Here is a 26,356-nt window from a genome sequence, read left to right as displayed (position 1 = left end):
GTTGATCGCATCCGTGAGCCAGCAGCCATTGGCAAGGGCGGCTGCTCCCTGGTTGGTGGGGAGCGGAGCGGCCGGACCCGTGGGTCAGGGCGGGGCTGGCGTCGCGACAGGCGCCGCTTCCCGAACGGGGCTCGCGGCCCCCGCGTCCTGGCCCGGAGGACTTGAGGCGAGCCCGGGCTTTCCCGCGCTGGGGCCCGGAGAACCGGAAGCGACGCCGGGCGCTCCCCCGTCCGGGAGAGGGAGAGTGGCGACTCCAGGCCTGCCCGAGTCCTGGCCCGGAGGACCCGAGGCCACGCCGAGCGGACCGGCGACTGGCACCGCGGAACCCGAGGCCACGCTGTTCGACCCCGGGCTCGGTGCGGGTGAAGCCGAGGCCACGCCGAGCGCCCCCGCGTCCTGCGCCGGAGGACCCGAGGCCACGCTGTTCGACCCGGTGCCCTGTGCGGGTGAAGCCGAGGCCACGCCGAGCGCCCCCGCGTCCTGGAGAGCACTCGTCGCGACTCCAGCGGGCCCTGCGTCCTGAGGCGGCACCACCGCGACCCTGGGCGCGCCCGCGTCCTGAACCGGCGGCGCTACCGCGGCGCTGGCGGGCGTGCCCGCGTCCTGGACAAGGAGCCCGGTGCCCGCGGCAGGCGGCGTCACGGCGAGCCCAGGTGTGCCCGCGTCCTGCCCCGGTGGCGCCAGGGCCACCGCGGTCGCTCCCACCGGCTTCGGCGGCACGGGGCTCGTCCCCGCGTCCGACCCCGTGAGCACGGGGGCGGAGACAGACGCCGCCACGCCGCCCGTCCCGGTGCGCGGAGCCTCCGGCGCCGGCGATGGCAGCGCGCGACGGATCTCCGCGCCCGCCGTGGCCACGATGCCAATCGACAGGAAGAGGAACCCCGCCGTCTGCGCGACCGTCTCCACGCGCGGAGGGATGCGCCGGCCGCTCACCGCCTCGATGGCGAGCAGCAGCACCCGGCCCCCGTCCAGCCCTGGCACCGGCACCAGCGTCAGCATCGCGAGCGCCACGGAGGCCGCGACCAGCGCGCGCACCAGCGCATCCAGGCCGGACGAAGTGGCCGACGCGACGTCGGACGACTCCTGGCGCATCAGCGCCCCCGGTCCAGCCCGGCCCACGAGCTCCGGTCCACGCACCATCGTCACCAACGTGGACATCGCCTCGGACGCCACGCGCCCGGTGTGCACGAGGGACTGGGTGAACGCCTCGGCCGGCGCGTGCGTGCGGAACACGTACTGCTGGCTCACGCCAATGCGCCCCGCGCCGCGCTCATCCGCCCGGGGCTTCACCGTCACCGTGCGCGGCTCGCCGTGCCGCTCCACGGACAACTCCAACTGCCGGCCCACGCCGTCCGCCACCCGCGACACGAAGTCCGACCAGCTCGCCAGCGGCTTGCCGTCCACGCGCACCAGCCGGTCTCCCGGCAACAGCTGTGCCCGCGCCGCTTCCGACCCCGGCAGCACCGTGCCCACCGTCAGCGGCACCACCACGTGCGTCCCCGACGAATACAGGGCGAACAGCAGCCCCAGCGCCACCGCGTAGTTCGCCACCGGCCCCGCCAGGATGATGGCCATCCGCTTGAGCGGTCCCAGCGTGCCGAACCCCGTCGTGTCCTCGTCCGCGGAGCGGTGCGGGTTCATCCCCTGCAGGTTCGCGGACGCGCCCAGCGGCACCGCGCCCAGCACGAACTGCGTCCCGCCCAGCCGGAACGACAGGAGCGGCGGCCCGAAGCCCACGGTGAAGCGCGGCACCCGCACGCCCAGCAGGCGCGCGGCCACCAGGTGCCCCAGCTCATGCACGATGAGCAGCGCCCCGAGCGCCAGGAGGACGAACAGGTAGTGCATTCAGCGAGGCCCCGGGCGACTACAGCTTGCGGCGCTTCCCGGTGCGCTTGTAGGTCAGGTAGTCGGACAGGATGGTGCCGTGGTCGAAGCACAGGTCCTTGGGCAGCGCGTCCACGGTGAACGTCCGCGCCTCCGCCGCGTCGTCCGCGCCCACCGGCTCGCCCGTCGCCTTCGCGATGAACACCGTCGAAATCGTGTGCAGCCGCGGGTCGCGCTTCGGATCCGAATAGCTGAAGAACTGCTCCTCCAGCGTCACGTCCAGGCCTGTCTCCTCCTTCGCCTCGCGGACGGCCGCATGGTCCAAGGGCTCGCCCTCGTCCACGAAGCCGCCTGGCAGCGCCCAGCCCATGGGCGGATTGGCGCGGCGGATGAGGACGATGCGCTCGCCGGGCAACTCGATGATGCAGTCCACGGTGGGTTTGGGGTTGCGGTATTCAGGCATGGCGTCGCACTCTACCCCCGCCCCTTCGCGAGCGCCCGCTCCGGATGCCGCCCGTGGGCGATGGTGCGTGCCGTGTCTACCCTCCAACGCCTCTGTGTCGCGGTCCTCGCTGCGTCCGCGCTCCTGACGGGCTGCCTGCCGTACAGCCAGAACGAGGGCGAGTACGAACTCATCCCCACGGAGACGCTGCGCGACGACTGCGGGCTCCTGGCGCGCATCCGGGGCGAGCTCCAGCTGAACCTTCAAATCTCCGGCCGCGTGGTGCGCGCCGACTTCGGCGTGGAGAACATGCAGCTGCTGGGCTTCTTTCTCGAGGAGGGCCAGGCGTTCACCGCCGACGGCAGCGTGGCCAATGTCAGCACCACGACGGAGGACAAGGAGTGCCTGCTCGACCAGGTCCGGGTGCACCTGGACGCCACCACTGTCTGCTCGACGCAGTTCAGTGGTCAACTGCGGCTCACCTACGACGCCAACAACGACACGAACTGCACCTGCGAGCTGTGGCTCCGCTTCGACGGCGTTCAGGACGGCACCCGCTGTGGAGGGAATCCTTGAGATAGCGCCAAGGGGTTCCTAGAACAGGAGGGCGGTTCCCACGCGCAGCTGGAGGGACGTCCATGGCAGACACGCAGGAAATCGTCTCGGTCCTGACCGAATCCCGCGTCTTCCCCCCGCCCGAGGACTTCTCCCGGCGGGCCCACATCCGCGGCATGCAGGACTATCAGCGGCTGTGGGACGAGGCCGCGAAGGATCCGGAGAAGTACTGGGGCGACCGCGCCCGCGAGGAGCTCTTCTGGAAGCAGCCCTTCCAGACGGTGCTGGACTGGAAGCCGCCCCACGCGCGCTGGTTCGTGGAGGGCAAGACCAACCTCGCCTACAACTGCCTGGACCGGCACCTGCCGAAGCTCCACGACAAGCCCGCCATCCTCTTCGAGGGCGAGCCCGGCGACCGCAGGACGGTCACCTACGGCGAGCTGTCCCAGCAGGTGAACCGGCTGGCCAATGGCCTCAAGTCCCTGGGCGTGAAGAAGGGCGACCGCGTGGGCATCTACATGCCCATGGTGCCGGAGGCGGCCGTCGCGATGCTCGCGTGCGCGCGGGTGGGCGCGGTGCACTCGGTGGTGTTCGGCGGCTTCTCCGCCGAAGCGCTCCAGGACCGCATGAAGGACGCGGGCGCGAAGGTGCTGCTCACCGCGGACGGCGGCTGGCGCAAGGGCGCGGTGGTGCCGCTGATGAAGAACGTGGAGGCCGCGCTCCCGCAGGCCCCCAGCATCGAGAAGGTCGTCGTGCTCACGCGCACCGGCGACGGGAAGCTGCCGCAAGGGCCGAAGTTCGTGGCGTGGGACGCGCTGCTGAAGGCCCAGTCCGACGTCTGCGAGCCCGAGTGGGTGGAGAGCGAACACCCGCTGTTCATCCTCTACACCTCCGGCTCCACCGGGAAGCCCAAGGGCGTGCTGCACACCACGGGCGGCTACGCGATGAACGCGTCGCTCACCACGCGCTGGGTGTTCGACCTGCGCGACGACGACATCTACTGGTGCACCGCGGACGTGGGCTGGGTGACGGGCCACACGTACGTCGTCTACGGCCCGCTGATGAACGGCGTCACCACGGTCATCTACGAAGGCGCGCCCACGCAGCCGGGGCCGGACCGCTTCTGGGACATCATCGAGCGCTACAAGGCCACCATCCTCTACACCGCGCCCACCGCCATCCGCGCCTTCATGCGCCTGGGCGACGCTCCGGTGAAGAAGCACGACCTGTCCTCGCTGCGCCTGCTGGGCAGCGTGGGGGAGCCCATCAACCCCGAGGCCTGGATGTGGTACCGCGACGTCATCGGAGGGGGCCGCTGCCCCGTCGTGGACACGTGGTGGCAGACGGAGACCGGCGGCATCATGATCTCCCCGCTGCCCGGCGCCACGCCCACCAAGCCCGGCTCCGCCACCTTCCCGCTGCCCGGCATCCACGCGGAGATATTGGACCGCGAGGGCAAGCGCGTGCCGAAGGGGCAGGGGGGCCTGCTCTTCGTGACCAAGCCCTGGCCGTCCATGCTGCGCACCGTGTACGGAGACCCGGAGCGGTACGTGAACACGTACTTCAGCGAGCTGCCCGGCATGTACTTCACCGGCGACGGCGCCCGCACGGACGCGGACGGCTACGTGTGGCTGATGGGCCGCGTGGACGACGTGGTGAACGTCGCGGGCCACCGCCTGGGCACCGCGGAGGTGGAGAGCGCGCTCGTCGCGCACCCCAAGGTGTCCGAGGCCGCGGTGGTGGGTCGCCCGGACGACCTGAAGGGCACGGCGCTCGTGGCCTTCGTGACGCTCAAGCAGGGCCACGCGCCCTCGGAGGCGCTCAAGAAGGAGCTGGCCACGCACGTGGGCAAGGAGATTGGCGCCATCGCCCGGCCGGATGAGATCCGCTTCGCCGAAGGGCTGCCCAAGACGCGCTCCGGGAAGATCATGCGCCGGCTCTTGCGCGACGTGGCCGCGGGCAGGCCGTCGTCACAGGACACCACCACGCTGGAGGACCTCAACGTGTTGGCCGCGCTGCGCCAGGGCGACGAGTAGCGCCCGGCCAGCGGAGCGGCTGCCCTACGCGTCCTTGCGGGGGCGGCCGTGCTTGTCCCGCACGTTTTCCCGGTCCGCCTTGCTCCACCAGATGCGCGAGCTCCACAGGGCGGGGCCCAGGACGACCGTGAGGACGAAGAACACCACCAGGCCCACCACGATCTCCGTCACGGCTTCCTCCAAAGGGAGTCCTGGGGCCAGGGGCGGCCCAGGGACTGTGAACGGCAACCCTATCGTCCCCGGGGCGGCGGTGCCATGCGTCGCGAGGGCCGGGAAGTAGCGCGGCGCTCGGCGGCCATTGGCTTCACGCATGGAGCCCGGGCGCCAGACGGTCGGGCAACCTGCCCGGGCGGGCAGGGGCCGAAGGTCCTGCTAGATTGCGCCGCCATGACCCGATTCCCCTCGACCCTCTTCGCCGCGCTGCCGCTCACGGCGGTGCTCGTCGCCCCCGTCGCGGATGCATGCACCAGCATGCTGGTGACGAAGGGCGCCACGTCGGACGGCTCCACGTTCATCACCTACGCGGCGGACGCACACGAGCTGTACGGCGAGCTGTACTACACGCCCGCGCGCCGCCACGCGGCCGGCGCCATGCGCGACGTCGTGGAGTGGGACACCGGCAAGTTCCTGGGGCGCATCCAGGAGCTGCCCGCCACCTATTCGGTGGTGGGCAACATGAACGAGCACCAGCTCTCCATCAGCGAGTCCACCTTCACGGGCCGCAAGGAGCTGGAGGGGCCCGCGGGCCTCATCGACTACGGCTCGCTCATCTACATCGCGCTGGAGCGCGCGAAGACGGCGCGCGAGGCCATCCAGGTGATGACCGGGCTGGTCGCGGAGTACGGCTACGCCTCCACGGGCGAGACGTTCTCCATCGCCGACCCGAAGGAGGCGTGGATCCTGGAGCTGATTGGCAAGGGCGAGGGCCAGAAGGGCGCGGTGTGGGTGGCCCGCAAGCTGCCGGACGGCTTCATCTCCGCGCACGCCAACCAGTCGCGCATCCGCCAGTTCCCGCTCAATGACCCCGCCACGACGCTGTACTCGCCGGACGTCATCTCCTTCGCGCGCGCGAAGGGCTGGTACACCGGCGCGGACAAGGACTTCAGCTTCGCGGACACGTACCACCCGCTGGACTTCGGGGGGCAGCGCTTCAGCGAGGCGCGCGTGTGGAGCATCTTCCGCCGCGCGGCCCCGTCGCTGAAGCTGGGCATCGAGTTCGCGGACGGCGCGGACCCCAGCAAGCGGCTGCCCCTGTGGGTGAAGCCGGACAAGAAGGTGTCCGTGCAGGACGCGATGGCCCTCATGCGCGACCACTTCGAAGGCACGCCGCTGGACATGTCCAAGGACGTGGGCGCGGGCCCCTACGCGGTGCCCTACCGCTGGCGGCCGATGACCTGGGATGTGGACGGCAAGAGCTACGTGCACGAGCGCGCCATCTCCACGCAGCAGACGGGCTTCTCGTTCGTCGCGCAGATGCGCTCGTCGCTGCCGGACGCCATCGGCGGGGTGCTCTGGTTCGGCGTGGATGACACCTTCACCACCGTCTACACGCCCATGTACGCGGGCATCCGGCAGGCGCCGAAGAACTTCGCCCAGGGCGTGGCCAGCCGGGGTGACTTCTCCTGGGACTCGTCCTTCTGGGTCTTCAACTGGGTGTCGAACCAGGCCTACGGGCGCTGGAGCGACATGATCGTGGACGTGCAGAAGGCGCAGGGGGAGCTGGAGGGCCAGTTCCTGGCGGACCAGGCCAACGTGGAGAGCATCGCGCAGGTGCTCTACAAGCGCACGCCGGAGCAGGCCCGCCAGTACCTCACCGAGTACTCCCTGCAGCAGGGCGACAAGGTGCACTCGCGCTGGCGCAAGCTGGGCGAGCAGCTGCTGGTGAAGTACATCGACGGCAACGTGCGTGACGCCACGGGCAAGGTCGGCCACCCCCGCTACCCGGACGCGTGGTACCGCCGCATCGCGGCCGACAACGGCAAGATGCTGGAGTCGCACGAGAAGCCCGAGCCGAAGCCCCAGGCCGAGCCCGTGGCGGCTCCCGCCCCCGCGCCCGCGGCGCCGGTTCAGCCCGCGGCCCCGGCCCAGCCGAAGCCGACCGTCGCTCCGGCGCCCTGAGCCGTCCTCGGCGGGGCCCGTGCACCGGAAGCGCGTCGCCGCGCGGGCCCCCGTCCGCGTGTCTGGAACATGGCGTGGCCTCCCGCGCGCCCTGGCGCCGTGACTCCCGGTATTGGAGCCGGGGCCGGGCGGGGTGCTTGCAGGGCGCCTTCGGTGCGGTGGCCCTGGCACGCGGCGCGGCGGTTCTCGCGTGTGTCGGTGGATGGCTTGTGGCAGTCAGGGCCCAGGGCAATCCCCCGTGCCCCTTCCCGAAGGACGGTTCCTTGAGTGACGCCCCCACAGTGACGGCCCTGCCGTTCCGGGATGACGAACTGGCGGACCTGCTCGTTCGGACGAGCCGCACGTTCGCGCTCGCCATCCCGCTGCTCGACGAGCCCCTGCGCCGCGAGGTGGGCCTGGGCTACCTGCTCCTGCGCGTCGCCGACACGCTGGAGGACGCGGCCCCCTGGACGCGCGAGGCGCGGCGCGAGGCGCTGGCCGGCTTCGAGTCCCTGCTCCAGGAAGCCCCGGAGGCCGACGCCGGGGCGATGTCGCGGGAGTGGCTGTCCCGCCGCCCCAGCGAGAACGCGGGCTACCTGGATCTCCTCGGGCGCACCCCTTCGTTGCTGGCGAGCCTGGATGCGCTGCGCCCGGAGGCCGGCGCCATCCTGCGCCACTTCGTGCTGAAGACGGTGCAGGGCATGCGCAAGGTGCTCGCGGGCGCCACCGCCGGCGGGCAGTTGACGCTCGATTCACTCCAGTCCCTGCGTGACTATTGCTACATCGTGGCGGGACTGGTCGGCGAGCTGCTCACGGAGCTGTTCGTCCTGGATCCGCGCCTCGCGCCGTTCTCGCCTCACCTGCGGTCGCTGGCCCCGCTGTTCGGCGAGGGCTTGCAGCTGGTCAACATCCTCAAGGACGCGCGGCAGGACCGCCAGGAGGGCCGCCTGTGGCTGCCGGAGCGCGTGCGGCTCCAGGACGTGGAGCGGCTGGCGGGCGAGGACCTGGTCGCGGCCGCACGCTACGTGCGGGCCCTGCACCTGGCGGGGGCGCCCCGGGACGTGCTCGCCTTCACCACGCTGCCCTTGCTGCTGGCCCAGGCCACGCTGGAGCTGCTGGTGCGCGACGGCGCCGGCGCCAAGGTGTCGCGCGCGGTGGTCACCGCCCAGATGAACATGCTCCACGCCGCGCTGGAGCGGGGCATGCTCCCCGCGTCCGTGGAGGCGCTCGCCGGCCCCCCGCCCGGCGGCCCCTGAAAAGTGTTGCCCACGACGCAACTCGGGCGCGCTGGCGCCGGATAATTCCGATGCTGGTGTTCCCCCTCGGGAGTCGTGCCCCTCATGAACTGCGCCCGCTCTGCTCCGGCGGTCATCGTGTACTTCCCCGCGCGTTCAGGCGCGACGCCGCTGCGGGTTCAGCGCCGCGCGGTCCGGGGAGAGGTGAGGGGGCTGCCCTTCGCCGCCACGCGTCAGCGCGGGCTGTGGACGTTCCAGACGCCCTCGGGGCCGGAGCGGTGGTTGCCGGGCCGGGTCCGGGGGCAGGAGCGGATGCATGCGTTCCTGGTGGAGGTGCTGGGGTTCGGCGCGCTCATCCAGGGCTATGACATGGCGGCGGACACGCGCAGCGACTCGATTCCCGGGCACCCGGACTTCGCCAAGAACTTCGACCTGTTCCTCCACCACTACGCGGGCGCGCTGCTCAAGCACATGGCGCCGGAAGCGGCGTTCGGCCGGGCGTTGGGGCAGGTGGTGATGCTCAACGGCCAGCAGTGGGCCGGGCTGGGCTTCACGCTGACGGACGCGGGCCAGCGGTTGGTGGATGCGTGGCTCGCGGAGCAGGGCGTGGTGCTGGGCCCTCCGGCCTGAGGTCCGGCGGCGTCCGGCTCAGGCCGCGCGCTTGAGGGCGGTGCTCCTCGAAGCGGCCGGGGCGGCCATGGGCGCGGCGGATGGCGTCGCACCCGTCCGCGTTGTTCCGGGCGGCGCGAAGCCATGGCGGGGCAGGGGGCATGGTGGGGCGGGCATGGGAGCCTGTCCGGCCGCCTGCTTCCGGAGGGGCCCCTGGGAGACCCTGGGCGGACGGCGGGAGTCCGGATATGGGTAGGGCGATGACTGCCCTGGCCTACCCCATGCCGCTGTGTGTCGCGCCGATGATGGACTGGACGGACCGGCACTGCCGGTACTTCTTCCGCCAGATTTCGCGGCGCACGCTGCTCTACACGGAGATGGTGACCACGGGCGCGGTGTTGCACGGCAAGCGCGACCGCCTGCTGGGCTTCACGCCGGACGAGCACCCGGTGGCCCTCCAGTTGGGGGGCTCGGAGCCCGCGGACCTGGCGGCCTCGGCGCGCATTGGCGAGGAGTGGGGCTACGACGAGATCAACCTCAATGTCGGCTGCCCCAGCGACCGCGTGCAGTCCGGCCGGTTTGGTGCGTGCCTGATGGCGGAGCCGGACCTGGTGGCCCGGGGCGTGGCCGCCATGCGCGAGGCCGTGCGCATCCCGGTGACGGTGAAGTCGCGCATCGCCATCGACGACATGGAGGAGTGGCCGACGCTGGAGGACTTCGTGCGGCGCGTCTCCGCGGCCGGTTGCACGCGCTTCATCGTGCACGCGCGCAAGGCGTGGTTGCAGGGCCTGAGCCCCAAGGAGAACCGGGACGTGCCGCCGCTGCGCTACGAGCTGGTGCACCGGCTGAAGGCGGAGTACCCGCACCTGGACATCACGCTCAACGGCGGCGTGAAGACGCTGGACGCGGCGGCCGAGCACCTGGGCCGCGTGGACGGCGTGATGATGGGGCGCGCGCCCTACGAGTCGCCGTACCTGCTGGCGGACGCCGACCGGCGCTTCTTCGGGAGCACGCAGGTCCCCCTCACGCGACACGAGGTGGTGGACGCGATGATGCCGTACATCGAAACGCAGCGGAGCCAGGGCGCCCCGCTGGGGGCCATCACCCGGCACATGCTGGGCCTCTTCCAGGGGCTGCAGGGCGCGCGCGCCTGGCGCCGCCACCTGAGTGAGAACGCCCACAAGGACGGCGCGGGGCCCGAGGTGGTGCTCGCCGCCGCCGCGAAGGTGCCGCGCGAAGCCTCCCTCCAGGCCGTGGCCTGACGCGGGAGGGGGCGCATGGCGGTGCCGGAGTTCCAGAGGGTGGTGGCTCGGAGGCTCGTGTTGAGGCGGCTGCGCGCGGAGGACCTGGGCGCGCTGGTGGCCTACCGGAACGACCCCGAGGTGGCGCGGTACCAGAGCTGGACGGACTACGACGCGAGCCGGGGACGCCAGCTCATCGAAGACATGCGCGGCCGGCAGCCCGGCGAGCCCGGCTGGTTCCAGTTCGCCATCGCGTCGAGGGACACCGACGTCCTCATGGGGGACTGCGCGCTGCGGGTGGACGCGGATGATCCACGGCTGGGAGAGATTGGCTTCACCCTGTCTCGCGAGCACCAGGGCCAGGGCCTGGGGACCGAGGCCGTGCGAACCCTGCTGGAGTATGTCTTTGGAACCCTGTCCCTGCACCGCGTCTTCGCCGTGACGGACGCGAAGAACATCGCCGCGGCCACCGTGCTGGAGCGCGTGGGCATGCGGCGGGAGGGGCACTTCATCGAGAACATCTTCTTCAAGGGCGCCTGGGGCGATGAGTTCCAGTACGCGCTGCTCGGCCGGGAGTGGGCCTCCACGCCGCGCTGATGCCCCGGCTTCTGGACCCCCTGTCGAACTGGAGGGTCTGACGCCGTGAGCCCTTGGAGGCCCGACCGCGTCCGTGCTGCCGCGGCATGCGCGCACGATTGTGAGTCCAGTCGGCCAGAATGGGATGGCCTGTTTTATGGATGCGATGTCTGGTTTCTGGGGACGGCTGTCGCACCACCGGCCTGTAATACCTGTCATCGTGAAACCCCATGGGTCATTGACCGGTCTCTCCCGGGTCGCGAGAGTGAGCGCAGGGGTGAGCCCATGCGCGTCGTCTTCATCAATCACCATCTGTTCCAGGACGGCGACACCTACGGGCTCATCTACGCCCTGGTGTTGAACCGGGCGCTCGCGGTGGACGCCCTGCGGATCGGCCTCTTCTGGATCAACGACGACCTGTATCAACCCGGCGTGCTGGGCGCCTCACAGGAGGTCCAGGACTACACCCGGAAGGTCCAGACGCGGCTGGGCTACTTCGAGTCCTTCGGGCAGCTGGGCCCCCAGCTCGTGCTCGCGCGCTGCCGCTTCCGCGACAACGTCGACGTCGTTGAATACGAGGGCGGTGACAACGAGCTGATCATCACCGCCAACCGGGAGATGTTCAAAAGCAACCCCCGGCTCGTGTCCCTCTTCCTCACGGGGGAGGAGAACGATCCGAGCCTGTGGCTCAAGTCGTTGGATGCCCAGCTCGACAGTCTGGTGAAGGTGGACCCGGCCACCCTCGCGTATGCCGCCGGGGTCCTCGGCTTCTCACTGGCGAAGCCCCTCTCCCGGAAGGATCACGAGCGCCTGCGCGACTACCTCAAGGCGCACTCCGGCTATGCCGAGGACTCCCTCCGTTTCCTCGTGAGGAGCCTGGGCCCGCGCACGCGGGAGGCGTTCAAGACCCTGGTGGGCTGGACGTTCTCGCTCGGGGACGAGGCGGAGGTCCAGTTCGCCTACATCAGCAAGTCCACGGACTACGTTCGCCAATGCATCACCGCGAGGGGCTTCGCGGTCGTGGCGGACGCGCTGCGCCGGGCCGTCCTCCACTGCACGCGGGACTACGCGGACGCCAACCAGCTGTTCCTCCGGCAGTTCATGACCGACCTGCTGGGGCGCAAGGACCCGGTCACCCGGATGGGGCTGCGCGAAGGCGAAGCGCCCGAACCCATCATCCTGCTGTTCTGGATTCGCGGCGCGAAGAAGGACGAGGCGAGCGCCATCCTGGGGGACTACGAGCGGGATGACTCGGGCAAGGCGCCCAGCCCTGGCAAGCCCCAACACCACACCAACGTGACCCTCTACAAGCAGGTCCGTCACATGGTGAAGGCGCTCTCCACCGAAACGAAGGTGCCCATCCTGTTCGTCCCCATCGGCGATGAGCTCGTGGAGGACTTCGGCTCGACCGTCGCGGACGCGTCCCGCACCGCGGCGCTGTCCAAGACCGCGCTGGAGCATGCCGCGCTCGTCCTCGGCATCTCGCTCAGCAAGCGCCTGACCGCGGAGGAATACAAGCGGCTCAGCATGTACCTGAACAAGCACTACGGGTACTCGGAAGAGGACGTCGGCACGCTGCTGAACCTGCGCAGCGGCTTCAAGAAGGGCGTCAAGGACCACAACCTCATCAAGTTCTTCGAGCGCGAACCCTTCAAGGGCAGGCCCATGGGCGCGCAGATCAACTTCCTGCTCCAGCTCGCCTCGCAGCACCGGGTCATCCAGGTCGGCATGCGGAGCGGTTCGATGGAGCGCCTGATGTATCTGGGCGTTCCGACGCTCTACTTCGACCGGACCAAGAGCCTCCCGGACCTTCCCAACCCGGTGGGTGCTTCCCGCATCAAGCAGCTGTGTCTCTTCGAGGGCGACAGCTTCACCGAGCTGATGGACTACTTCATGCGCTGCGACGCGGCGATGAACACGGCGAATCCCATCAAGGGCTATCCGCTCTTCTTCCAGATCGAAAACCGGGACACGGGCTTCCTCAAATACTCATCGATCAGCGAAAACCGAATCAACAAGATGATTGAAAAGCTCGCGGAGCATCACCTCCGTGACTACAACCAGCTCAAGCAGAAGGTCGTCCAGAAGGGCTTCCTGTCCTCCGACCAGTTCAATGAGTTGCGCAGGCAGATGCTCACGCTCGGAGGGCTGGAGGACGCGGAGGAGCAGAAGATGCTCTTCATGCTCTGGTTCACGATGAGCGTCTATCCCCGGTACGCCACGCTCCTGGGGACGGCGTCGTCTTCACGTCCTTCCGCCACGATGCCTGCGTCCAGTTCCTTCCAGTTCCGCTTCGACGAGCACCGGGCGATCCGGGCGTCGGAGATCGCCGCGAAGCGCAGTGAGCGCGCCCAGAAGAAGGGCCAGGGTGGGTCGTCCACGGCCTCGACGACGACCACTTCCACCGCCTCCTCGAGTTCAGGGGGCGGCGGCGGTAGCGCTGTCGCGGTGGTCGTGCCGCCTCCCCCCGCGGACTATCAGGTCGGCGATCTGATCCGCGTGGACTACATGGTCGCGTACGACGTCGTCGGGCGCATCACGGGCATCGACAACAACCTGGTCACCATGCGCATCGAACGGTGCTTCCGGCCCAACACGATGACGGAGTACACGGAGGGCGACGCGCGCGTCATCGTGAACACGTCCATGAGCTGGTACAAGAATCAGATCCTCCGCAGGGAGGGCTGAGCCGGCGGGGATGTGTCAGGCCGCGTCGGCTTCGGGTTCGACTCCCCGGCACTCGATGCTCTGGCTGAGCTTCCCAAGCTCATAGCGGCCCACGATGTTTCGCGCGATCTCCCGGGCCATGAGCCGGTAGACCGCCTGGGTGGGATGCGCCTTGTCGCTCGTCGCGACCGGGGTCGGGGGCAGCGGGGCGTACCGGTATGAGACCCGGGGGGCGTCCACCGCCACGAATGGCTTTGAACGGGCGTGGGGACTGGAGGGAGGGGGCGCGAGCCGGGGAATGGGCGGGCCGGGCACCAGGGGAGGGGCGGGGAGCGGCCCGACGTGGGGATAGTTCACGGGGACCCTTCCTGCCTGCGCTCCCGCCGTCAGGTGGTTCCTGTCCAGGGAGGCGTTGATCATCTTGAGGGCGGTGAACATGTCCACCAGCCGGAAGTGATTGGGATTGGCCGCCCCGACGAACTCCGCGAGCAGCGCGTTGAAGCTCATGGCTCCCTTGGTGAAACCCCACACGAGCTTCTCTGTCTTCTTCTTCGCGTAGCGCGCCGCGTCCGCGGGGTCCGGCAGGTTGATCAACAGGAAGTGGCCCTGGCCCGCGGTCGCGATGTGGAGCTCCCGGATGAGCCCGAACATCTCAAGGACGACCTGCTTCATCGTCGCGGGGTCTCGCTTGTTGGTCACCAGGTCGTTCAGCCCGAACCAGATGATGAACAGCGTCGTCCCGGACAGCGGGCACCGCGTCAGCTCCGCCCGGAAGCGGAGCACCTGCTGGCGAAACGTTCCGAGCCCGGTCGAGGGCCGGTCGGAGGCCCCCATCGCGCCGCCCTCGGCGTAGTTCACATAGGTGATGGGCCGGCCGAAGCCGGAGTCCTCGTTCGAATCCACGGTGAGCGAACGGTGGACCACGGTCGCCGCCACGCTCTCTTTCTTGGCGGTGGACTCCTCGTCGAACGGGTCCGCGCCCCGGAACATCGAGAGGCCGCCAGCCCACTCCCAGACGAAGTCCGTCCAGTTCTTCCCGTCGCTGAAGCGCCCGAGCTCGTTGACCTGCATGAGCCCGACGGTGTTCGCGAACCCGCCCAGCCCGGTGGCGGCCTTGTTGCCGATGTCCGACATGCTGTCGCCGAAGATGATCAGGTTGTCGATCTGGATGCGGGGCATGGAGGTCGCTCGCGCGTCGGGGGGCTCACCTTGAGCCCACGCCCGTGTTCACCCGGAGCGTACCCCCCGGTGGGAAGGAGATGGAAGCGCGTCTCCCCCGACCTCCCTGGCCTCGGTCCTCCCCGGGCTTCAGCGCGTGCGCTGCAGGTGGATCATCGCCTCATCGAGCAGCGCGGCCACGCCCCGGCGCACCACGTGCACCACCTTGTGGTGATGCGCGGGGGGGCCGTGCGTGTAGTGGCCAGACACCTTGTGGTGCAGCTCCGTGGCGCCCCACACCAGCACCAGGTCCGCCCACTCCAGGTCGCTCTTCGCGCGGTCGGAGGTCCGGCGCTCCGTGCCGTCCACCATGCGCAGGGAGATGTCTGCGCCCAGCTTCGCCTCCAGCTCCTCGCGCACCGCGGGCGAGCCGCCCACCACCACCACCCGGTGGACGCCGCGCTGGAGGCACATCTCCAGGAACGCCACCTCCGCGCGACGGTTGGCCGAACCGCCGCATCGCGCGCAGTGGCTGCGGGGCTCCACCCGCAGGGGCTCCCGGCCGCTCGCCGTCGCCACCTGGAGGCAGGCGGGATCCGCGCACACCTGGAAGAAACGCTCGGTCAGCAGCTCGGCCGCGCGCAGCAGCTTGGGCTCGCTCATGCGCGCCTTGCCTGGCCGCGTGAGCCCCGCCTCCTCCAGCACACCCCGGGCGCGGGCACGGGCGTCCATCAGCGTGACGCCTCGCTCCGCCAGCCACCCGTCGATGTCCCGATCCGCGCTCATCGCTTGGCCATCGGGATAGGAGTAGCGGCGAACAGCTCCGACTGCATCGGGACGGGCCCGGAGGGCTGCGCCAGCCCGAGCGCCTCGCGCACCGGACCGAAGCTCCGGCGGTGGATGGGCAGCACGCCCAAGGCCTGGATGGCCTGCACATGCTGCGCGGTGGGGTAGCCCTTGTGCGCCGCCAGCCCATAGCCGGGATAGCGCGCGTCCAGCTCGGCCATCAGCCGGTCGCGCGTCGTCTTCGCCAGCACGGACGCCGCCGCGATGCTCAGCGACAGCGAGTCCCCCTTGATGATGCCCCGCTGCGGAGCCGGGCACTGGGGAATCGTGCGCGCGTCCACCAGCACGTAGTCCGGCGTCAGCCCCAGCCCCTCCACCGCGCGGCGCATGGCGAGCAGGCCCGCGTGGTAGATGTTGAGCTGATCAATCTCCTCCACCTCCGCCCGGCCCACCGCCCACGCCACCACGTCGCGCTTGAGGGCCTCCGCCAGCGCCTCGCGCTTGTCCGGGTCCAGGATCTTCTTCGAGTCGTCCAGGCCCTTGAGCCGATAGCCCTTGGGCAGGATGGCCGCCGCCGCGACGACGGGGCCCGCGAGCGGGGCCATGCCCGCCTCGTCCACTCCCGCCACCTTCAGCAGGCCCTGCTCCCACAGCTCCGTCTCGAACTTCAGCAGGTGCCGCAGCCGCTGGCCCTCCGCCCGGTTCTTCTCCTGGCGCGTCCGCAGCCTGCGCGCGAGCGCCTGCGCCCCCTGGCGGGGATCCGCCTCCAGCGCTTCCAACAAGCCCTGGGGCACGGGCTGGGCCTGCGTGATGTACCGGCCAGTCAGCTCGGAGACCGAGCATTCGAGCAGCGCCTGCAAACTCTCTGCGGACATGGGGGACCTTCGGGATGGCCTACCCAGCGGGTAGCGCGGTTGCACGGCTTACTGGAGTGGGGGAACACCAGTGCCGCGACAACACGCATGGCCGCACGCCGTCAGAGCGGACGGACGGGCGGCTGGGCTGCGAGAGAGCCTGACCGACGCGGAGGCGCGCATGCGGACTTGACGCATGGCGTAAGTGGTACCGCGCACGGTGGGGTGTGCACAATCGCCGGACGGCCCGGGACGGCGGATTTCAGGCTCGCCCCGGTTCCCGCCGATGAAACAGCGACATCAGTCCTGCAACTGGAGTGTCACGCTGTCGGGAACAGGCGTGCAGTGACAGCCCTCACACGTCCACTCCACGCGCTCGGCGCGCGACACGTGCGTGCCCGCCGTGGCCATCACGCGGATGGGGCTGGGCGCGAGCGTCTCGTTGACGGCCGTGGTGACGCCGCGCTCGTCCGTCATGCCGGAGATGCTGACGTTGCTCTCCAGGTTCGTCGCCGTCACGGTGGCGCCCTGGACGAACGCGCCGTCCGAGGACATCACGCTCACGCGCAGCGACACCGGCTCCGCGCAGCTGTCCTCGTGGCGGTTCGCGCTGGGGGCCTCATCGCACCCTGCCACGAGCACGCTCGCGAGAAGTCCCACCATCCCCTGCATCCGCCAACGCTTCCCCATCCCCACGCCCCCAACCCGTCCCATGCGATGAATCTGATAACGGGGGACGGGGGCTGCAATGCGTGGTTCACGCTTGGGACGTCAGCCTCGAGTGGGCAAAACGGGCGGCCTCCGTGGCCGGATAGCGGTGCAGGATGTACCGGTAGATTTCCTCCGCGCGCGCCGCGTTTCCCATCTTCTCCCCTTGCACGCGCGCAAGCAGCACCAGCGCGCGGGGCGCGGTGGGGTCGTCGGGCGCCGTGTCGGCCGCGGCTTCCAACGCTTTGACCGACAGTGGGAAATCTCCTTCCACCGCCGCGGCCTGTCCGACGAACAGGTGATGCGAAGGCGAAAGCTTCAGGCGGGGCAGAACGTGCAGGTCGCCATACAGCGCCAGCGCCTTCGCCACATCGCGAGCGTCCACCGCCGCGGCGAGCGCGTCCATCTGCCGCGCGCGGGCCGCCGCGGTGTTGGGCGTGTCGGGGTCGTCGGCCTCCGGGGCCGGGGCCTCACGCAGCGCCGGGGGGGCGCGGTGAGGGGTGGCGTCGCCCAGCGTGGGCTCCAGGAAGTCGCGCGCGGGCAGGTAGCCCAGCGTGTCGCCGTGCACGTAGAGGACGAGCCCCAGCATGCTCGCGGTGGCGAAGGGCACCAGACTCGTCAGCGCCTCCGCGACGAGGTTGGGCAGGAGGAAGACGTCGAGGTCGAGCAGCACCTCCGCGCCCCAGTGCATCACGCCCTGGAGGAAGGCCAGCAGCAGGAACACTCCCGTCACGGTGGCCGCGTCGCGCCCCACCGCGCGGACGCACGCGAGCGTGCGCAGCGGATTCAGCGCGCTGAAGAGCGACTGGGACGTGGCGGCCAGCAACAGCGCCCAGGGCAACCACGCGAGGCCCACGAGCGCGAGCCCCCAGACGAACGGGTCCCCCCACACGGTCGGCACCCACAGGGCCTCCAGCGGGTGGGTGAGCCTCGCGAAGATCTCGCCTCCGGACGCCGGGGGCAGCAGGAGGGTGGCGCGGATGAGCGCGGGCAGGAAGACGCCCATGGTGACGCCCAGGCCGCGCAGCCCGGGCTGGAGGTTGTCCCGGAAGAGGTGGGTGAAGCCAGGGGACTCCGGCTCGGAGTCGCCCCGGGCCGTTCCTCGCACGAGCGCGAAGAAGGCGGCCCAGAAGACGCCCAGCGCGAGCGTCAGCGGCAATGCCTTGATGACGCGGAGCCCTCCTCCAAGCGACCGCAGGACGGCCAGCACCCCGCTGACCGCGATGAGCAGCTGGAGGCCCGGGACGGTGAAGGGAAAGCGCAGCGCGCCCGCGAGGCGCTCCCGGAAGGCGCGGTGGGAGCGGTGGCGCAGGAGCACGTTCGCCGTCCCCCCGCAGCCGCCGCAGGCGAAGTACTCCACCGGGCCCATGCGGCGGGCCTCCACGCACGCGGGGCACAGCAGGGCCTCGCAGTGCTCACAGCGCCAGCCGGCGGTGGCCGTGGGGTGGGCGGCGCAGGCGGTGGGGGGGATGGCGGCCATTCGGCCGTCAAGCCTACGCCGGGCCGGGAGTCTCGTCCCAGGGGGCGCCCAGCCAGGTCTGGAAGGCGGCCTTCTGCGCGTCGGTGGGGCGCTCCACGCGCTGGAGCCACACGGCGTCCGCCGGCTTCTGGCCCAGCACCACCGGCACCTCCAGCAGCCGGTCGCGGCGGAACAGCGTCACCCGCACGGTGTCTCCGGGGCGCTTGTCCTCGCAGCGGGCGATGAGCCCCGCGCCGTCCACGCGCCAGCCGTCCAGCGCCACCACGTCGTCCTCCGGGTACAGGCCGGCCTCCAGCGCGGGCGTCCCCTCCGGCACCGTGGAGAGCGTGGAGGAGCCGCGCAGGGTGACGCCCAGCCAGCCCTTCGGCTTGGGCTCGCCCTTGAGCCGCGGCGGCGTGCCGCCCTTGTCGTTGGGGGCTTCGCGCACGCGGAAGGACACCTCCAGCCCCACGTGCGCGAAGACGCCGTAGTCCAGGTCCTCCGTGGAGCGCACCGCGCGGTCGAAGAAGGGCGTCAGGTCCACGCCCGCGACCTCGCTCGCGGTCTTCTCCACGCCGTCCTCCGGGACGCCGGAGCCGTCGCCATGGCGTTGCCACAGCAACCGCATGACATCATCCAGGCTCTTCGCGTCGTGGGTGGCGCGACGCAGCTCCAGGTCCAGGAGCGCGCACACCACCTCTCCCTTGAGGTAGTAGGAGATGGCGCTGTTGGTGGAGTGTTCGTCCGGGCGGTAGTGCTTCACCCAGCTGACGAGCGACGCCTCGGTGAGCGTCTGCACGCGGCGGCCCGGGGTGGAGTGCAGCAGGCTGAACGTCTCCCCCAGCCGCGCCAGGTACCGCGACGCGGACATCAGGCCCGCGCGGCGCACCAGGAGGTTGTCGTAGTAGGCGGTGCCGCCCTCGAAGGCCCACAGCAGGGTGGTGTAGTTCTCCTGGGAGTAGTCGAACGGCACCAGCGCGCGCGGCTTCACCCGCTTGATGTTCCACAGGTGGAAGTACTCGTGCGCCACCAGCGTGAGGAAGTCCTCCCAGCCCCGGTGCGAGGACAGCCCGGTGCGCGGGAACAGCAGCGCGGTGGAGGCCTGGTGCTCCAGCCCTCCGCGGCCCTTGTCGGTGAGGTAGACGAGGAAGAGGTAGCGCTTCAGCGGCAGGCCTTCGTACATGCGCGCCTGCGTCTCGCAGATGCGCTGCATGTCCGCGCACAGCCGGTCCGCGTCCGGCACGCTGTCGCCCCACACCACGACCTCGTGGGGTACGCCCGCGGCGGTGAAGGTGAGCGGGGTGTGCGGCCCCACCTCGAAGGGGCTGTCCACGAGCGAGTCGTAGTCCGGCGCCTGGAACGTGGCCCCCTCGGAGTCCAGCGCGCAGAACGTGCGCCAGCCCGGGGGCGCGTCCACGGTGACGTGGTGGGGCAGGGCGCGCGTGCCCTCCGTGTAGAGGAACACGGTGGCGCCGTTGAAGTAGCCGTGGCTGCCGTCCAGGTGGCTGGTGCGCACGGTGAGCTCGTTCGCGTAGACGCGGTAGCGCAGCGTGACGGACCGCCCCCCCGCGTCCACGCTCCAGGTGCGCTTGTCCACGCGGCGCACCGGCACGGCCTGGCCGTCCGCCCCCACGGCGGTGACGTCCTGCACCTGGCGGGCGTACTCGCGCACCAGGTAGCTGCCCGGCGTCCACACCGGCATCACCGCTTCGAGCACGTCGGGCCCGGCGGGGAACGTCGCCTCCACCTCGAACAGGTGCGCATGCGGGCGGGGCATGGCGACGCGGTAGTGGACGGCTTGCGACATGGCCAGGGGCCTTTCTCTGGGGGGACGGCGGGGGTTACTTCGCGCGGACGAGCACGGCGCCGAAGAAGCCGTCGGTGCCGTGGGTGTGCGGGGCGAGCCGCAGGAAGGGGCCGGTGCCGAGCTTCGCGCCCAGCTCCGCGCCCAGGACCTCCGCCACCGGGCGCACGCTGAAGTCGGGGTGCTTGGACAGGAAGTCCTCCACCACCTCTTCGTTCTCCTCGCGCAGCACGCTGCACGTGCCGTAGATGAGCCGGCCGCCGGGCTTCACCAGCATGGCGAAGCGGGCGAGCAGGGCCTTCTGCCGGCCCACGTGCATCTCCAGGTCCTCTGGCGTGAGGCGGTAGCGGGCGTCCGGCTTGCGGCGGAAGGTGCCGGTGCCGCTGCACGGCGCGTCCACCAGCACGCGGTCCGCCAGGCCCTTGAGGGACGTGAGCGCGGCGTCCGCCTCCGGGCCCTCGTGGGGGATGAGCTGCGTGCGCACGTTGTGCACGCCGGCGCGGCGCGCGCGCTTGCGCAGGTCCTCCATGCGGCCTTCGTCCACGTCGAGCGCGTGCAGGTCGCCCCGGTTCTTCATCTGCGCGGCCAGCTGCAGCGTCTTGCCGCCCGCGCCCGCGCAGGCGTCCACTACGCGGGTGGGCGGCGCGTCCACGAGCATGCCCAGCAGCTGGCTGCCCTCGTCTTGGATCTCCATCCAGCCGTCCTTGAAGTTCTGGAGGGAGAAAATGTTGAGCCGCGTCTCCAGCACGATGCCGAAGGGGGACAGGGCCGTGGGCCTCGTGGACTCCACGTCCTCCTGGGCGAGGCGCTCCTGGAGCTGGGCCCGGTCGCCCTTGAGCGCGTTGACGCGGGCGATGAGGGGGGCGCGCTCGTTCATCGCCTCGGCGGCGCGCGCGGCGTCCTTGCCGAAGACGGCGCGGAAGCGGTCGGCGAGGAAGTCCGGCAGCGACGCGGCGATGGGGAAGCGCTTCGCCTCGGGCAGCGCGTCCAGCTCCGCGGCGGCATCCGGGAGGCGGTCGAGCACGGTGATGTCCGGCCCGGTGAGTCCGCTGGTGCGCGCGACGTAGGTGGGGTCCTCGCCATGGAGGATGCGGGACGCGGCGAGCCGCATGACGTCCTGGCGGGTGCCGTCCAGCACGTCGAAGTTCCGGTGGGAGCGCTCCAGCAGGAAGTCCACGGTGCGCTGGCGGCGCAGCAGCGCGTAGACGCGCTCGGCCACGGCGCGGCGCTCGGTGGAGTAGAGCAGCGTCTTGCGGCGCAGCACGAACTCCAGGGCGCGGTCGGACAGGCGGCCCTCGCGGCGCACGCCGCCGTAGGCCTCCAGGCAGGCCTGGAGGATGAGGTCCTCGCGCAGGGGGCGGTTCGGGTTGGGGCGCGCGCGTTCGTGCTGGGCGCGGCTCATCTTCGGTTTGTCGGAGCGTCCGCCGGCTTCCTTGCGCTTCGGGCCGCCGGGGCGGGACGAGCGGGGCCCGCCGGGCTTGGAGGCGGCACCGCGGGAAGGTCCAGGCTTGCGAGTCGTGGCCATGTGGCAGGGGCCTTTGCATCCCCTGGGCCACGTTGACAAGCAGGGAACGCAAAAGACGCCCCCGGAAGGCCCTGGAGGGACCGGGCGGAGGCGTCCGGGGGCCTTCCCCGGGCCCTGGGGCACCGAGGTCCACCCCAGGGGGCCGGGGGCGGGCCTCGCGCGACGCCAGGGCGCTCCCAGGCCCGAGGGAGGGGCCCGGCGGGTGGGGTCAGCGGCTCCGGCGCCGACGGCGGGCGAGCCCCGCGACCAGGGCCGCGCCCGCGGGAATCAGGGCGACGGACGGGCCCGCGGCGCAGCCTCCACCCGGGGTCGGGGTCGAGGCCTCCCCTGGCGTGACGCCGGGCGTCGTGGGCGTGGAGGGCAGCTCCGGGCTCGGCGACGGGTCGGAGGGGGTGGGGACGGGGTCCTGGCCGGGGTCGGGGTCGGGGGTGCCGGGGTCGGGCGTGCCGCTGGCCGTCACGGTGACGACGGTGGTGGCGGTCAGGGGGGATGCGCCCTGGACGGTGGCGGTGGTGGTCACGGTGTAGGTGCCCGCCTGGGCGAAGACGTGCTGTGCCTGGGGGCCCTGCGCGGTGGCGCCGTCGCCGAAGTCCCAGGTGACGGTGGCGTTCGCCTGGGAGGCCGTCGCGGTGAACGAGGCCGTGTGGGGCGCGGTGCCGTTGGCGCTGTCGACGGCGACGTTCAGCGTGCCCTGGGGCTGTTCGGGCTGCGCGGGCAGCTGCTTGTCGAGGGTGAACGTGTCGAGGATGCCGCCGTCCGTCTTCACGAGCTTCGCCGTGAGGGTGCCACCCACGACGTTCACGTCGAGGAAGCCGTGGGCCGCGTCGTCGCGCACGACGCTCCAGGACGGGCGCGACGTGGTGAACGTGCGCAGCGTGGCGCCACCGCCGCCGACGACGAGGTAGGGAACGCCCTGCTCGTTCTTGCCGGCCTCGGCGTCACCGAGCATGGGCTTGCTGCGCTCGTAGTCGTGGTCATGGCCGGTGAGGACCAGATCCACGCCGTACTTCTCGAACAGGGGGCCGAACTGGCGGCGCAGGGTGAGCTGGGAGCCGTGCTCGCCGCTGGACCAGGGCGGGTGGTGGAAGAAGGCGATCTTCCACGGCTGCGTCGTGGAGGCGAGGTCCTTCTCCACGAAGGCCTTCTGAGCGTCGAGCGTGCACTTGGACGCGGAGGCGAGCCCGATGGCGCAGTTCGAGTCGATGGACACGAAGTGCACGTGGCCCCAGTCGAACGAGTAGTAGCGCTCGGAGCCCGCGGGGTTGTTGGTGGGCAGGTAGAGGTTGTCCAGGTACGGCTGGGCCTCCTTGGTCACGTACTCGTGGTTGCCGGGCGTGGCGAACATGGGCACCTGCGCGAGCAGGGCGGCCATGGGGGTGAAGAGGTTGTTCTGGAACTCGGCCTCGGTGCCGGACGAGTAGGCGTTGTCACCCAGGGCGACGAAGAGCTCCGGCTTGTTGGCGAGCATGGCGGCGGCCACCTGTTTCTGGTCGCTGCCGCCGGTGCCGAAGTCGCCCACGGCGGCGAAGTGCACATGCCGGGTGCCTGGCACGGGGGCGGTGGTGAAGGTCTTCGCGGGGGTTGTCTCACCGCAGGCCTCCACGGAATACGTATAGGTGGTGGCGGGCGAGAGGCCGGTGAGGACCACGGCGTGGATTCTCGCGGTGTCGGTGGACCGGGCTGTCTGGGTGGGAGTGCCCACGCCATAGCGCACCTCGGAGGCGGCGCAGTTCGCGGTCAGCCGGAAGGCCACGGTCGCGGTGTCGGGGCCCACGCGCTGGAGATAGGGGTCGCGCGGCAGGGCGATCGCCTCACACGAGGCGAGGCACGCGGCAAGCAGGGCAGCCAGGGCGGCGAGCGAAAGGGACTTCGTCCGGTCCATGCATCCTCCGGCCCGAGACATTCGGGACCGGGGCCCAACCGTTCATCGTCCAACGTTCATCCGAAAGACAGACTTCAAGGGGAGGCAGGGTGGCGGGCGTTGGCCATGGCGGGGTGCTGGCCAGAGGGGCAGCTCACGTGGGCGTCAGGTTCGGGGGGCGCTGGCCTTGCAGGGTCCGGAGGCTGCGTTACGGCTGAAGACATGACCGAAGTCCACGCGAAGCCTCGTGAGTACACCCTGCCGGAAGGGTGCCCCGTGTGCGAGTCGGACCTGCCGGTGCGGGTCTCGGCGAGCGGCCCGAACGCGGTCTGTACGCACTGCGGCTGGAGGGGCCGTCCGTTCATCACCGTGACGCACCAGGGCCTGCGCGTGTCGTACGACGACGGCGCGAGGGCCTGAGCCACGGGAGTCCTGTCAGCGACGCTGGGGCTGCGCCGTGAGGAGGTGCGGTGCGAGTGTTCCGCGGTGAGGGCACCCCGGTGTCAGGAATGGACGGCGGCTCCGACAAGTGAGCGGGTTCGGAGACGTTCGTCGGGATGCCGGCGCCATCGGGAGAGCACGGATGCCAGCGACGAAGGTGGAGCAGACCGCATGTGGAGACTGCGGTCGCGCCGTCGACCTGTACTGCGGGCAGGCCACGCTCGGAGGTCTCAGGTACTGGGCCTCATCCCGGTGTGAATCCTGTGGGGGGCAGCGCGAGATGGACGGCTTTGGGATACCGCCAGAGCCATTCCTCCAGGCGCTGCTCCGGGAGGAGGGGACTTGGGGACTGGCTGTTCATGACTCGGGCCGCCGGATCGTGCTCGCCATGAGGCTCCTGAGGTCGGAGTTGCGGTTGTCTCTCGCTGAAACAGGTGCGCTGCGGGCTCGGATTCCCGGCGTCGTGCGGGAAGGGACCCGGGCGGAGATGCAGTGGCTGAAGCAGCTACTGGATGCGCAAGGAGTCGAATCCGCCGTGGTTCCAGTGGCGGTCCATCAGGGCTGAGCGCCGTGAATGAGCGCAGGTGAAGCCACCTGTGCGCACGGATCAACCCCGCCAGTGCTGGCTCAATTGGAGCGGGGCGCGGTTCTCTTTGTTCGCAGAGGGTGTCCGCGTGGACACGGATGCGTTCACGCGGTTCGCCGGGAGGCGAGCTTGACGCGGTTCTACAAGAGCTTCCCGGCTTCACTCCGCGATCATCGACGAGTCTGCGTCTCTTCCACGCACCCGGAACGTCAATGATCCGCCCCCTCATCGTCGTTGCCACTCTGCTGATGCTCGGTTCCGCTCCCAGCACACCGACGCGCGGCGGCGCACCCGTTGCCGACTCCGTTGCAGCGGCGTGGAGGGCGCGGGTCGAGCTTGCGACGAAGCGTCTCGAGGGCGCCCGGCTCGACGCGTGCGACCGCGCCGTCGAGCTGGCCTTCAAGTCAGTCGAAGTGAGCACGAAAGACAATCAGCGCAGGTTTGGCCTCGTGATTGAAATCGAAGGCAAGGCGATGCTCGTGGCGTGGTCCTACAATGGCCAGAAGCTGGTCGACTTCAGCATTGGCGCCCTGCCTCCGCAGTGGTTCCTCCGGCAGGTGGCGGGCCAGAAGACTCTCACGGTGCTGCCTGCGGAGCTCGATTGCGCCCTCGACCTCTGCCCTCCTTCGCCACTCGCGAACGGTCCATGTCCTGGCGAATGAAGTCGTGGCGTTCCTTGGGGTCGGAGAGGGTGTGGGTGGGTCGTGGAAATTGCGCTGAATGCACGAGTCAGCCCTGGTTCTCGGCCGTTGAAAGAGACTCTGCCCATAGAGCAGGTGGGGGGACACTACCGCTTGTTGTACTCACCCGGTTTGGTCGAGGGGCTCGCCGCGGGGGATGAGATTGAGCTGGTGGGTGACGGGGGCTTCACGGTGCTGTGTCTTTGTATTTGTTTGGAGGGGTGTTTTCTTATGGGTGGTCCGGACGGTCTTCGGGAGCGGGTTGATATGGTGGGGCTGGTTGCTTGCGCCAGAGGCATGGCTGAGATTGTGGGTGTTGTTGAGGTTTCGGATTCCGACTTGATGGATGAGATTGATTTTATACTCTTTGGGCCAAGAATGCTCTGGGCGTGTGCGAGAGATGGGCTTGTGACTGAGAGAGAGGCGGCTCAAGTCGTTGTGGCCCGATTGGAGACGTGGATGGCTGCTCGAGCTAGTTGTTCGCGTTCATTGGAGCGAGAGGTGGATTTGACGGAAGTTGTTCGTGGTGTTGAGCGAGTTCTGAGCCCTAGCCTTTCTTGATTGGAATGGTGGTGGCGTGTTGCGTTGTAGGTGAAATTTGGTTGCTCCTATGGCTGTAGTTCGGAAGAGAGCGCAGTCATCCTCCTGCTGGAGGAGTAGGCGGGGGAGGAGCGAGACTTTCCATACGGTAGCCCTTCGGTAACCGTCCGGCCGACGATGTGCCGTGCGGGATTGCCGGGGGAGCGGGGCACGGCGGACGCTCTTGGACATGTCGAGACAGGTGGCGAGTCCGGAGTGGGCGTGCGTCGCGGAGGCCTTCGAGTGGGAGGGTGGATTCAACGGGTCGTCGCAACACTCGATGCCGAGGAGTTGCGATGGGTGCAAAGAATCGTCGACGCTCTGACAAAGCTGGCCGCCCTCCTATGTCGTCGCCCGGTCGTCCCTCCGTGGGACGGCGTGAGCACCGGCAACGTTTCTGGGGGGCGATCGCCCAGGGGATGTCGAGCGAAGATGCCGGCAGAGCGGCTGGCGTGTCGCCGGTGGTGGGATGCAGGTGGTTTCGCGAGGGTGGCGGAATGCCCTCCTGCAAGTTGGCCCCGTTGACGGGGCGGTACCTCTCGTTCGCCGAGCGAGAAGAAGTCGCGATTCTCCACGCCCAGCACCTCGGAGTTCGTGCGATTGCGCGTCGGCTTCGACGTTCTGCCTCGACCA

22 protein-coding genes are annotated in these 26,356 nt (G+C 70.1%); 11 read left to right on the top strand and 11 right to left on the bottom strand.

Annotated elements, in window-relative coordinates:
• Positions 1–84: 84 nt before the first annotated feature.
• Together FOF48_RS05735 and FOF48_RS05730 are read right to left on the bottom strand one after the other, a co-directional pair.
• Positions 85–1,845, bottom strand: a complete 1,761-nt coding sequence (locus tag FOF48_RS05735; protein WP_255441944.1) for a site-2 protease family protein — start codon at positions 1,843–1,845, stop codon at positions 85–87.
• A gap of 19 nt (positions 1,846–1,864) precedes the next feature.
• On the bottom strand, positions 1,865–2,287 hold the full coding sequence (locus FOF48_RS05730; RefSeq protein ID WP_143899155.1) for an NUDIX hydrolase: 423 nt from the start codon (positions 2,285–2,287) through the stop codon (positions 1,865–1,867).
• A 72-nt stretch (positions 2,288–2,359) separates the two neighbouring features.
• On the opposite strand from FOF48_RS05730, the gene FOF48_RS05725 reads away from it, so the two are divergent.
• Complete coding sequence (locus FOF48_RS05725; protein WP_255441942.1) at positions 2,360–2,842, top strand: hypothetical protein; 483 nt, start codon at positions 2,360–2,362, stop codon at positions 2,840–2,842.
• 62 nt (positions 2,843–2,904) lie between these two features.
• The gene (gene acs, locus FOF48_RS05720) at positions 2,905–4,857 is read left to right on the top strand and encodes an acetate--CoA ligase (protein WP_143899153.1); all 1,953 of its coding nucleotides are present in this window, start codon (positions 2,905–2,907) and stop codon (positions 4,855–4,857) included.
• Between the two features lie 24 nt (positions 4,858–4,881).
• Here acs and FOF48_RS36360 read toward each other — a convergent pair whose 3' ends face one another.
• On the bottom strand, positions 4,882–5,028 hold the full coding sequence (locus tag FOF48_RS36360; protein ID WP_161664171.1) for a hypothetical protein: 147 nt from the start codon (positions 5,026–5,028) through the stop codon (positions 4,882–4,884).
• 216 nt (positions 5,029–5,244) lie between these two features.
• Between FOF48_RS36360 and FOF48_RS05715 the strand changes: the two genes are divergently transcribed.
• The 6 genes from FOF48_RS05715 to FOF48_RS05690 all read left to right on the top strand — a co-directional run bounded on the left by FOF48_RS05715 (position 5,245) and on the right by FOF48_RS05690 (position 13,303).
• Positions 5,245–6,975, top strand: coding sequence for a dipeptidase (locus FOF48_RS05715; RefSeq protein WP_143899152.1), 1,731 nt, complete (start codon positions 5,245–5,247; stop codon positions 6,973–6,975).
• 263 nt (positions 6,976–7,238) lie between these two features.
• Positions 7,239–8,210: a squalene/phytoene synthase family protein gene (locus tag FOF48_RS05710; RefSeq protein WP_161664169.1), complete on the top strand. Its 972-nt coding sequence runs from the start codon at positions 7,239–7,241 to the stop codon at positions 8,208–8,210.
• Between the two features lie 84 nt (positions 8,211–8,294).
• A complete protein-coding gene (locus tag FOF48_RS05705) occupies positions 8,295–8,819 on the top strand; it encodes a hypothetical protein (protein ID WP_143899150.1) in 525 nt (174 codons plus the stop codon).
• 239 nt (positions 8,820–9,058) lie between these two features.
• Positions 9,059–10,060, top strand: coding sequence for a tRNA dihydrouridine(20/20a) synthase DusA (gene dusA / locus FOF48_RS05700; RefSeq protein WP_143899149.1), 1,002 nt, complete (start codon positions 9,059–9,061; stop codon positions 10,058–10,060).
• A gap of 15 nt (positions 10,061–10,075) precedes the next feature.
• Entirely contained in the window at positions 10,076–10,636 is a 561-nt protein-coding gene (locus tag FOF48_RS05695) for a GNAT family N-acetyltransferase (RefSeq protein WP_143899148.1), read from the top strand.
• A gap of 264 nt (positions 10,637–10,900) precedes the next feature.
• A complete protein-coding gene (locus FOF48_RS05690; RefSeq protein ID WP_143899147.1) occupies positions 10,901–13,303 on the top strand; it encodes a hypothetical protein in 2,403 nt (800 codons plus the stop codon).
• A 15-nt stretch (positions 13,304–13,318) separates the two neighbouring features.
• Here FOF48_RS05690 and FOF48_RS05685 read toward each other — a convergent pair whose 3' ends face one another.
• The 8 genes from FOF48_RS05685 to FOF48_RS05650 all read right to left on the bottom strand — a co-directional run bounded on the left by FOF48_RS05685 (position 13,319) and on the right by FOF48_RS05650 (position 23,458).
• On the bottom strand, positions 13,319–14,461 hold the full coding sequence (locus FOF48_RS05685) for an SGNH/GDSL hydrolase family protein (RefSeq protein ID WP_143899146.1): 1,143 nt from the start codon (positions 14,459–14,461) through the stop codon (positions 13,319–13,321).
• Positions 14,462–14,590: 129 nt separating this feature from the next.
• Positions 14,591–15,226, bottom strand: a complete 636-nt coding sequence (locus tag FOF48_RS05680) for a hypothetical protein (protein WP_143899145.1) — start codon at positions 15,224–15,226, stop codon at positions 14,591–14,593.
• The gene (locus tag FOF48_RS05675) at positions 15,223–16,101 is read right to left on the bottom strand and encodes a ribonuclease HII (RefSeq protein ID WP_143899144.1); all 879 of its coding nucleotides are present in this window, start codon (positions 16,099–16,101) and stop codon (positions 15,223–15,225) included. Before FOF48_RS05675 ends, FOF48_RS05680 begins: the two co-directional genes overlap by 4 nt.
• Before the next feature lie 279 nt (positions 16,102–16,380).
• Positions 16,381–16,743, bottom strand: a complete 363-nt coding sequence (locus tag FOF48_RS05670) for a carboxypeptidase-like regulatory domain-containing protein (protein WP_235685422.1) — start codon at positions 16,741–16,743, stop codon at positions 16,381–16,383.
• A gap of 94 nt (positions 16,744–16,837) precedes the next feature.
• The gene (locus FOF48_RS05665) at positions 16,838–18,268 is read right to left on the bottom strand and encodes a hypothetical protein (protein ID WP_143899143.1); all 1,431 of its coding nucleotides are present in this window, start codon (positions 18,266–18,268) and stop codon (positions 16,838–16,840) included.
• Positions 18,269–18,281: 13 nt separating this feature from the next.
• Complete coding sequence (locus tag FOF48_RS05660; RefSeq protein ID WP_143899142.1) at positions 18,282–20,054, bottom strand: M61 family metallopeptidase; 1,773 nt, start codon at positions 20,052–20,054, stop codon at positions 18,282–18,284.
• 34 nt (positions 20,055–20,088) lie between these two features.
• Positions 20,089–21,453, bottom strand: a complete 1,365-nt coding sequence (locus tag FOF48_RS05655; RefSeq protein ID WP_370456550.1) for an RsmB/NOP family class I SAM-dependent RNA methyltransferase — start codon at positions 21,451–21,453, stop codon at positions 20,089–20,091.
• Positions 21,454–21,784: 331 nt separating this feature from the next.
• Positions 21,785–23,458, bottom strand: a complete 1,674-nt coding sequence (locus FOF48_RS05650; RefSeq protein WP_143899140.1) for a metallophosphoesterase — start codon at positions 23,456–23,458, stop codon at positions 21,785–21,787.
• 201 nt (positions 23,459–23,659) lie between these two features.
• Between FOF48_RS05650 and FOF48_RS05645 the strand changes: the two genes are divergently transcribed.
• From FOF48_RS05645 to FOF48_RS36735, 3 genes are all read left to right on the top strand, one after another.
• Positions 23,660–23,857, top strand: a complete 198-nt coding sequence (locus tag FOF48_RS05645) for a hypothetical protein (protein WP_143899139.1) — start codon at positions 23,660–23,662, stop codon at positions 23,855–23,857.
• A gap of 819 nt (positions 23,858–24,676) precedes the next feature.
• Positions 24,677–25,126 (top strand): hypothetical protein, encoded by a 450-nt coding sequence (locus FOF48_RS05640; protein WP_143899138.1) that lies wholly within the window; start codon positions 24,677–24,679, stop codon positions 25,124–25,126.
• A gap of 893 nt (positions 25,127–26,019) precedes the next feature.
• Positions 26,020–26,356: helix-turn-helix domain-containing protein (locus FOF48_RS36735; RefSeq protein ID WP_143899137.1), on the top strand; the 337-nt coding region annotated here is incomplete at its 3' end.

The organism is Corallococcus sp. Z5C101001 (assembly GCF_007352635.1).
GTDB lineage: Bacteria > Myxococcota > Myxococcia > Myxococcales > Myxococcaceae > Corallococcus > Corallococcus silvisoli.
The sequence above is the reverse complement of the archived record's forward strand: the minus strand, read 5'-3'. Positions and strand labels throughout refer to the sequence as shown.

What these genes read in the sequence shown, in the direction of transcription:
- FOF48_RS05735 (WP_255441944.1), bottom strand. Translation starts at nt 1,845, where the DNA reads ATGCACTACCTGTTCGTCCTCCTGGCGCTCGGGGCGCTGCTCATCGTG.
- FOF48_RS05730 (WP_143899155.1), bottom strand. Translation starts at nt 2,287, where the DNA reads ATGCCTGAATACCGCAACCCCAAACCCACCGTGGACTGCATCATCGAG.
- acs (WP_143899153.1), top strand. Translation starts at nt 2,905, where the DNA reads ATGGCAGACACGCAGGAAATCGTCTCGGTCCTGACCGAATCCCGCGTC.
- FOF48_RS05715 (WP_143899152.1), top strand. Translation starts at nt 5,245, where the DNA reads ATGACCCGATTCCCCTCGACCCTCTTCGCCGCGCTGCCGCTCACGGCG.
- FOF48_RS05705 (WP_143899150.1), top strand. Translation starts at nt 8,295, where the DNA reads ATGAACTGCGCCCGCTCTGCTCCGGCGGTCATCGTGTACTTCCCCGCG.
- dusA (WP_143899149.1), top strand. Translation starts at nt 9,059, where the DNA reads ATGACTGCCCTGGCCTACCCCATGCCGCTGTGTGTCGCGCCGATGATG.
- FOF48_RS05695 (WP_143899148.1), top strand. Translation starts at nt 10,076, where the DNA reads ATGGCGGTGCCGGAGTTCCAGAGGGTGGTGGCTCGGAGGCTCGTGTTG.
- FOF48_RS05690 (WP_143899147.1), top strand. Translation starts at nt 10,901, where the DNA reads ATGCGCGTCGTCTTCATCAATCACCATCTGTTCCAGGACGGCGACACC.
- FOF48_RS05685 (WP_143899146.1), bottom strand. Translation starts at nt 14,461, where the DNA reads ATGCCCCGCATCCAGATCGACAACCTGATCATCTTCGGCGACAGCATG.
- FOF48_RS05680 (WP_143899145.1), bottom strand. Translation starts at nt 15,226, where the DNA reads ATGAGCGCGGATCGGGACATCGACGGGTGGCTGGCGGAGCGAGGCGTC.
- FOF48_RS05675 (WP_143899144.1), bottom strand. Translation starts at nt 16,101, where the DNA reads ATGTCCGCAGAGAGTTTGCAGGCGCTGCTCGAATGCTCGGTCTCCGAG.
- FOF48_RS05670 (WP_235685422.1), bottom strand. Translation starts at nt 16,743, where the DNA reads ATGGTGGGACTTCTCGCGAGCGTGCTCGTGGCAGGGTGCGATGAGGCC.
- FOF48_RS05665 (WP_143899143.1), bottom strand. Translation starts at nt 18,268, where the DNA reads ATGGCCGCCATCCCCCCCACCGCCTGCGCCGCCCACCCCACGGCCACC.
- FOF48_RS05660 (WP_143899142.1), bottom strand. Translation starts at nt 20,054, where the DNA reads ATGTCGCAAGCCGTCCACTACCGCGTCGCCATGCCCCGCCCGCATGCG.
- FOF48_RS05655 (WP_370456550.1), bottom strand. Translation starts at nt 21,453, where the DNA reads ATGAGCCGCGCCCAGCACGAACGCGCGCGCCCCAACCCGAACCGCCCC.
- FOF48_RS05650 (WP_143899140.1), bottom strand. Translation starts at nt 23,458, where the DNA reads ATGGACCGGACGAAGTCCCTTTCGCTCGCCGCCCTGGCTGCCCTGCTT.
- FOF48_RS05645 (WP_143899139.1), top strand. Translation starts at nt 23,660, where the DNA reads ATGACCGAAGTCCACGCGAAGCCTCGTGAGTACACCCTGCCGGAAGGG.
- FOF48_RS05640 (WP_143899138.1), top strand. Translation starts at nt 24,677, where the DNA reads ATGATCCGCCCCCTCATCGTCGTTGCCACTCTGCTGATGCTCGGTTCC.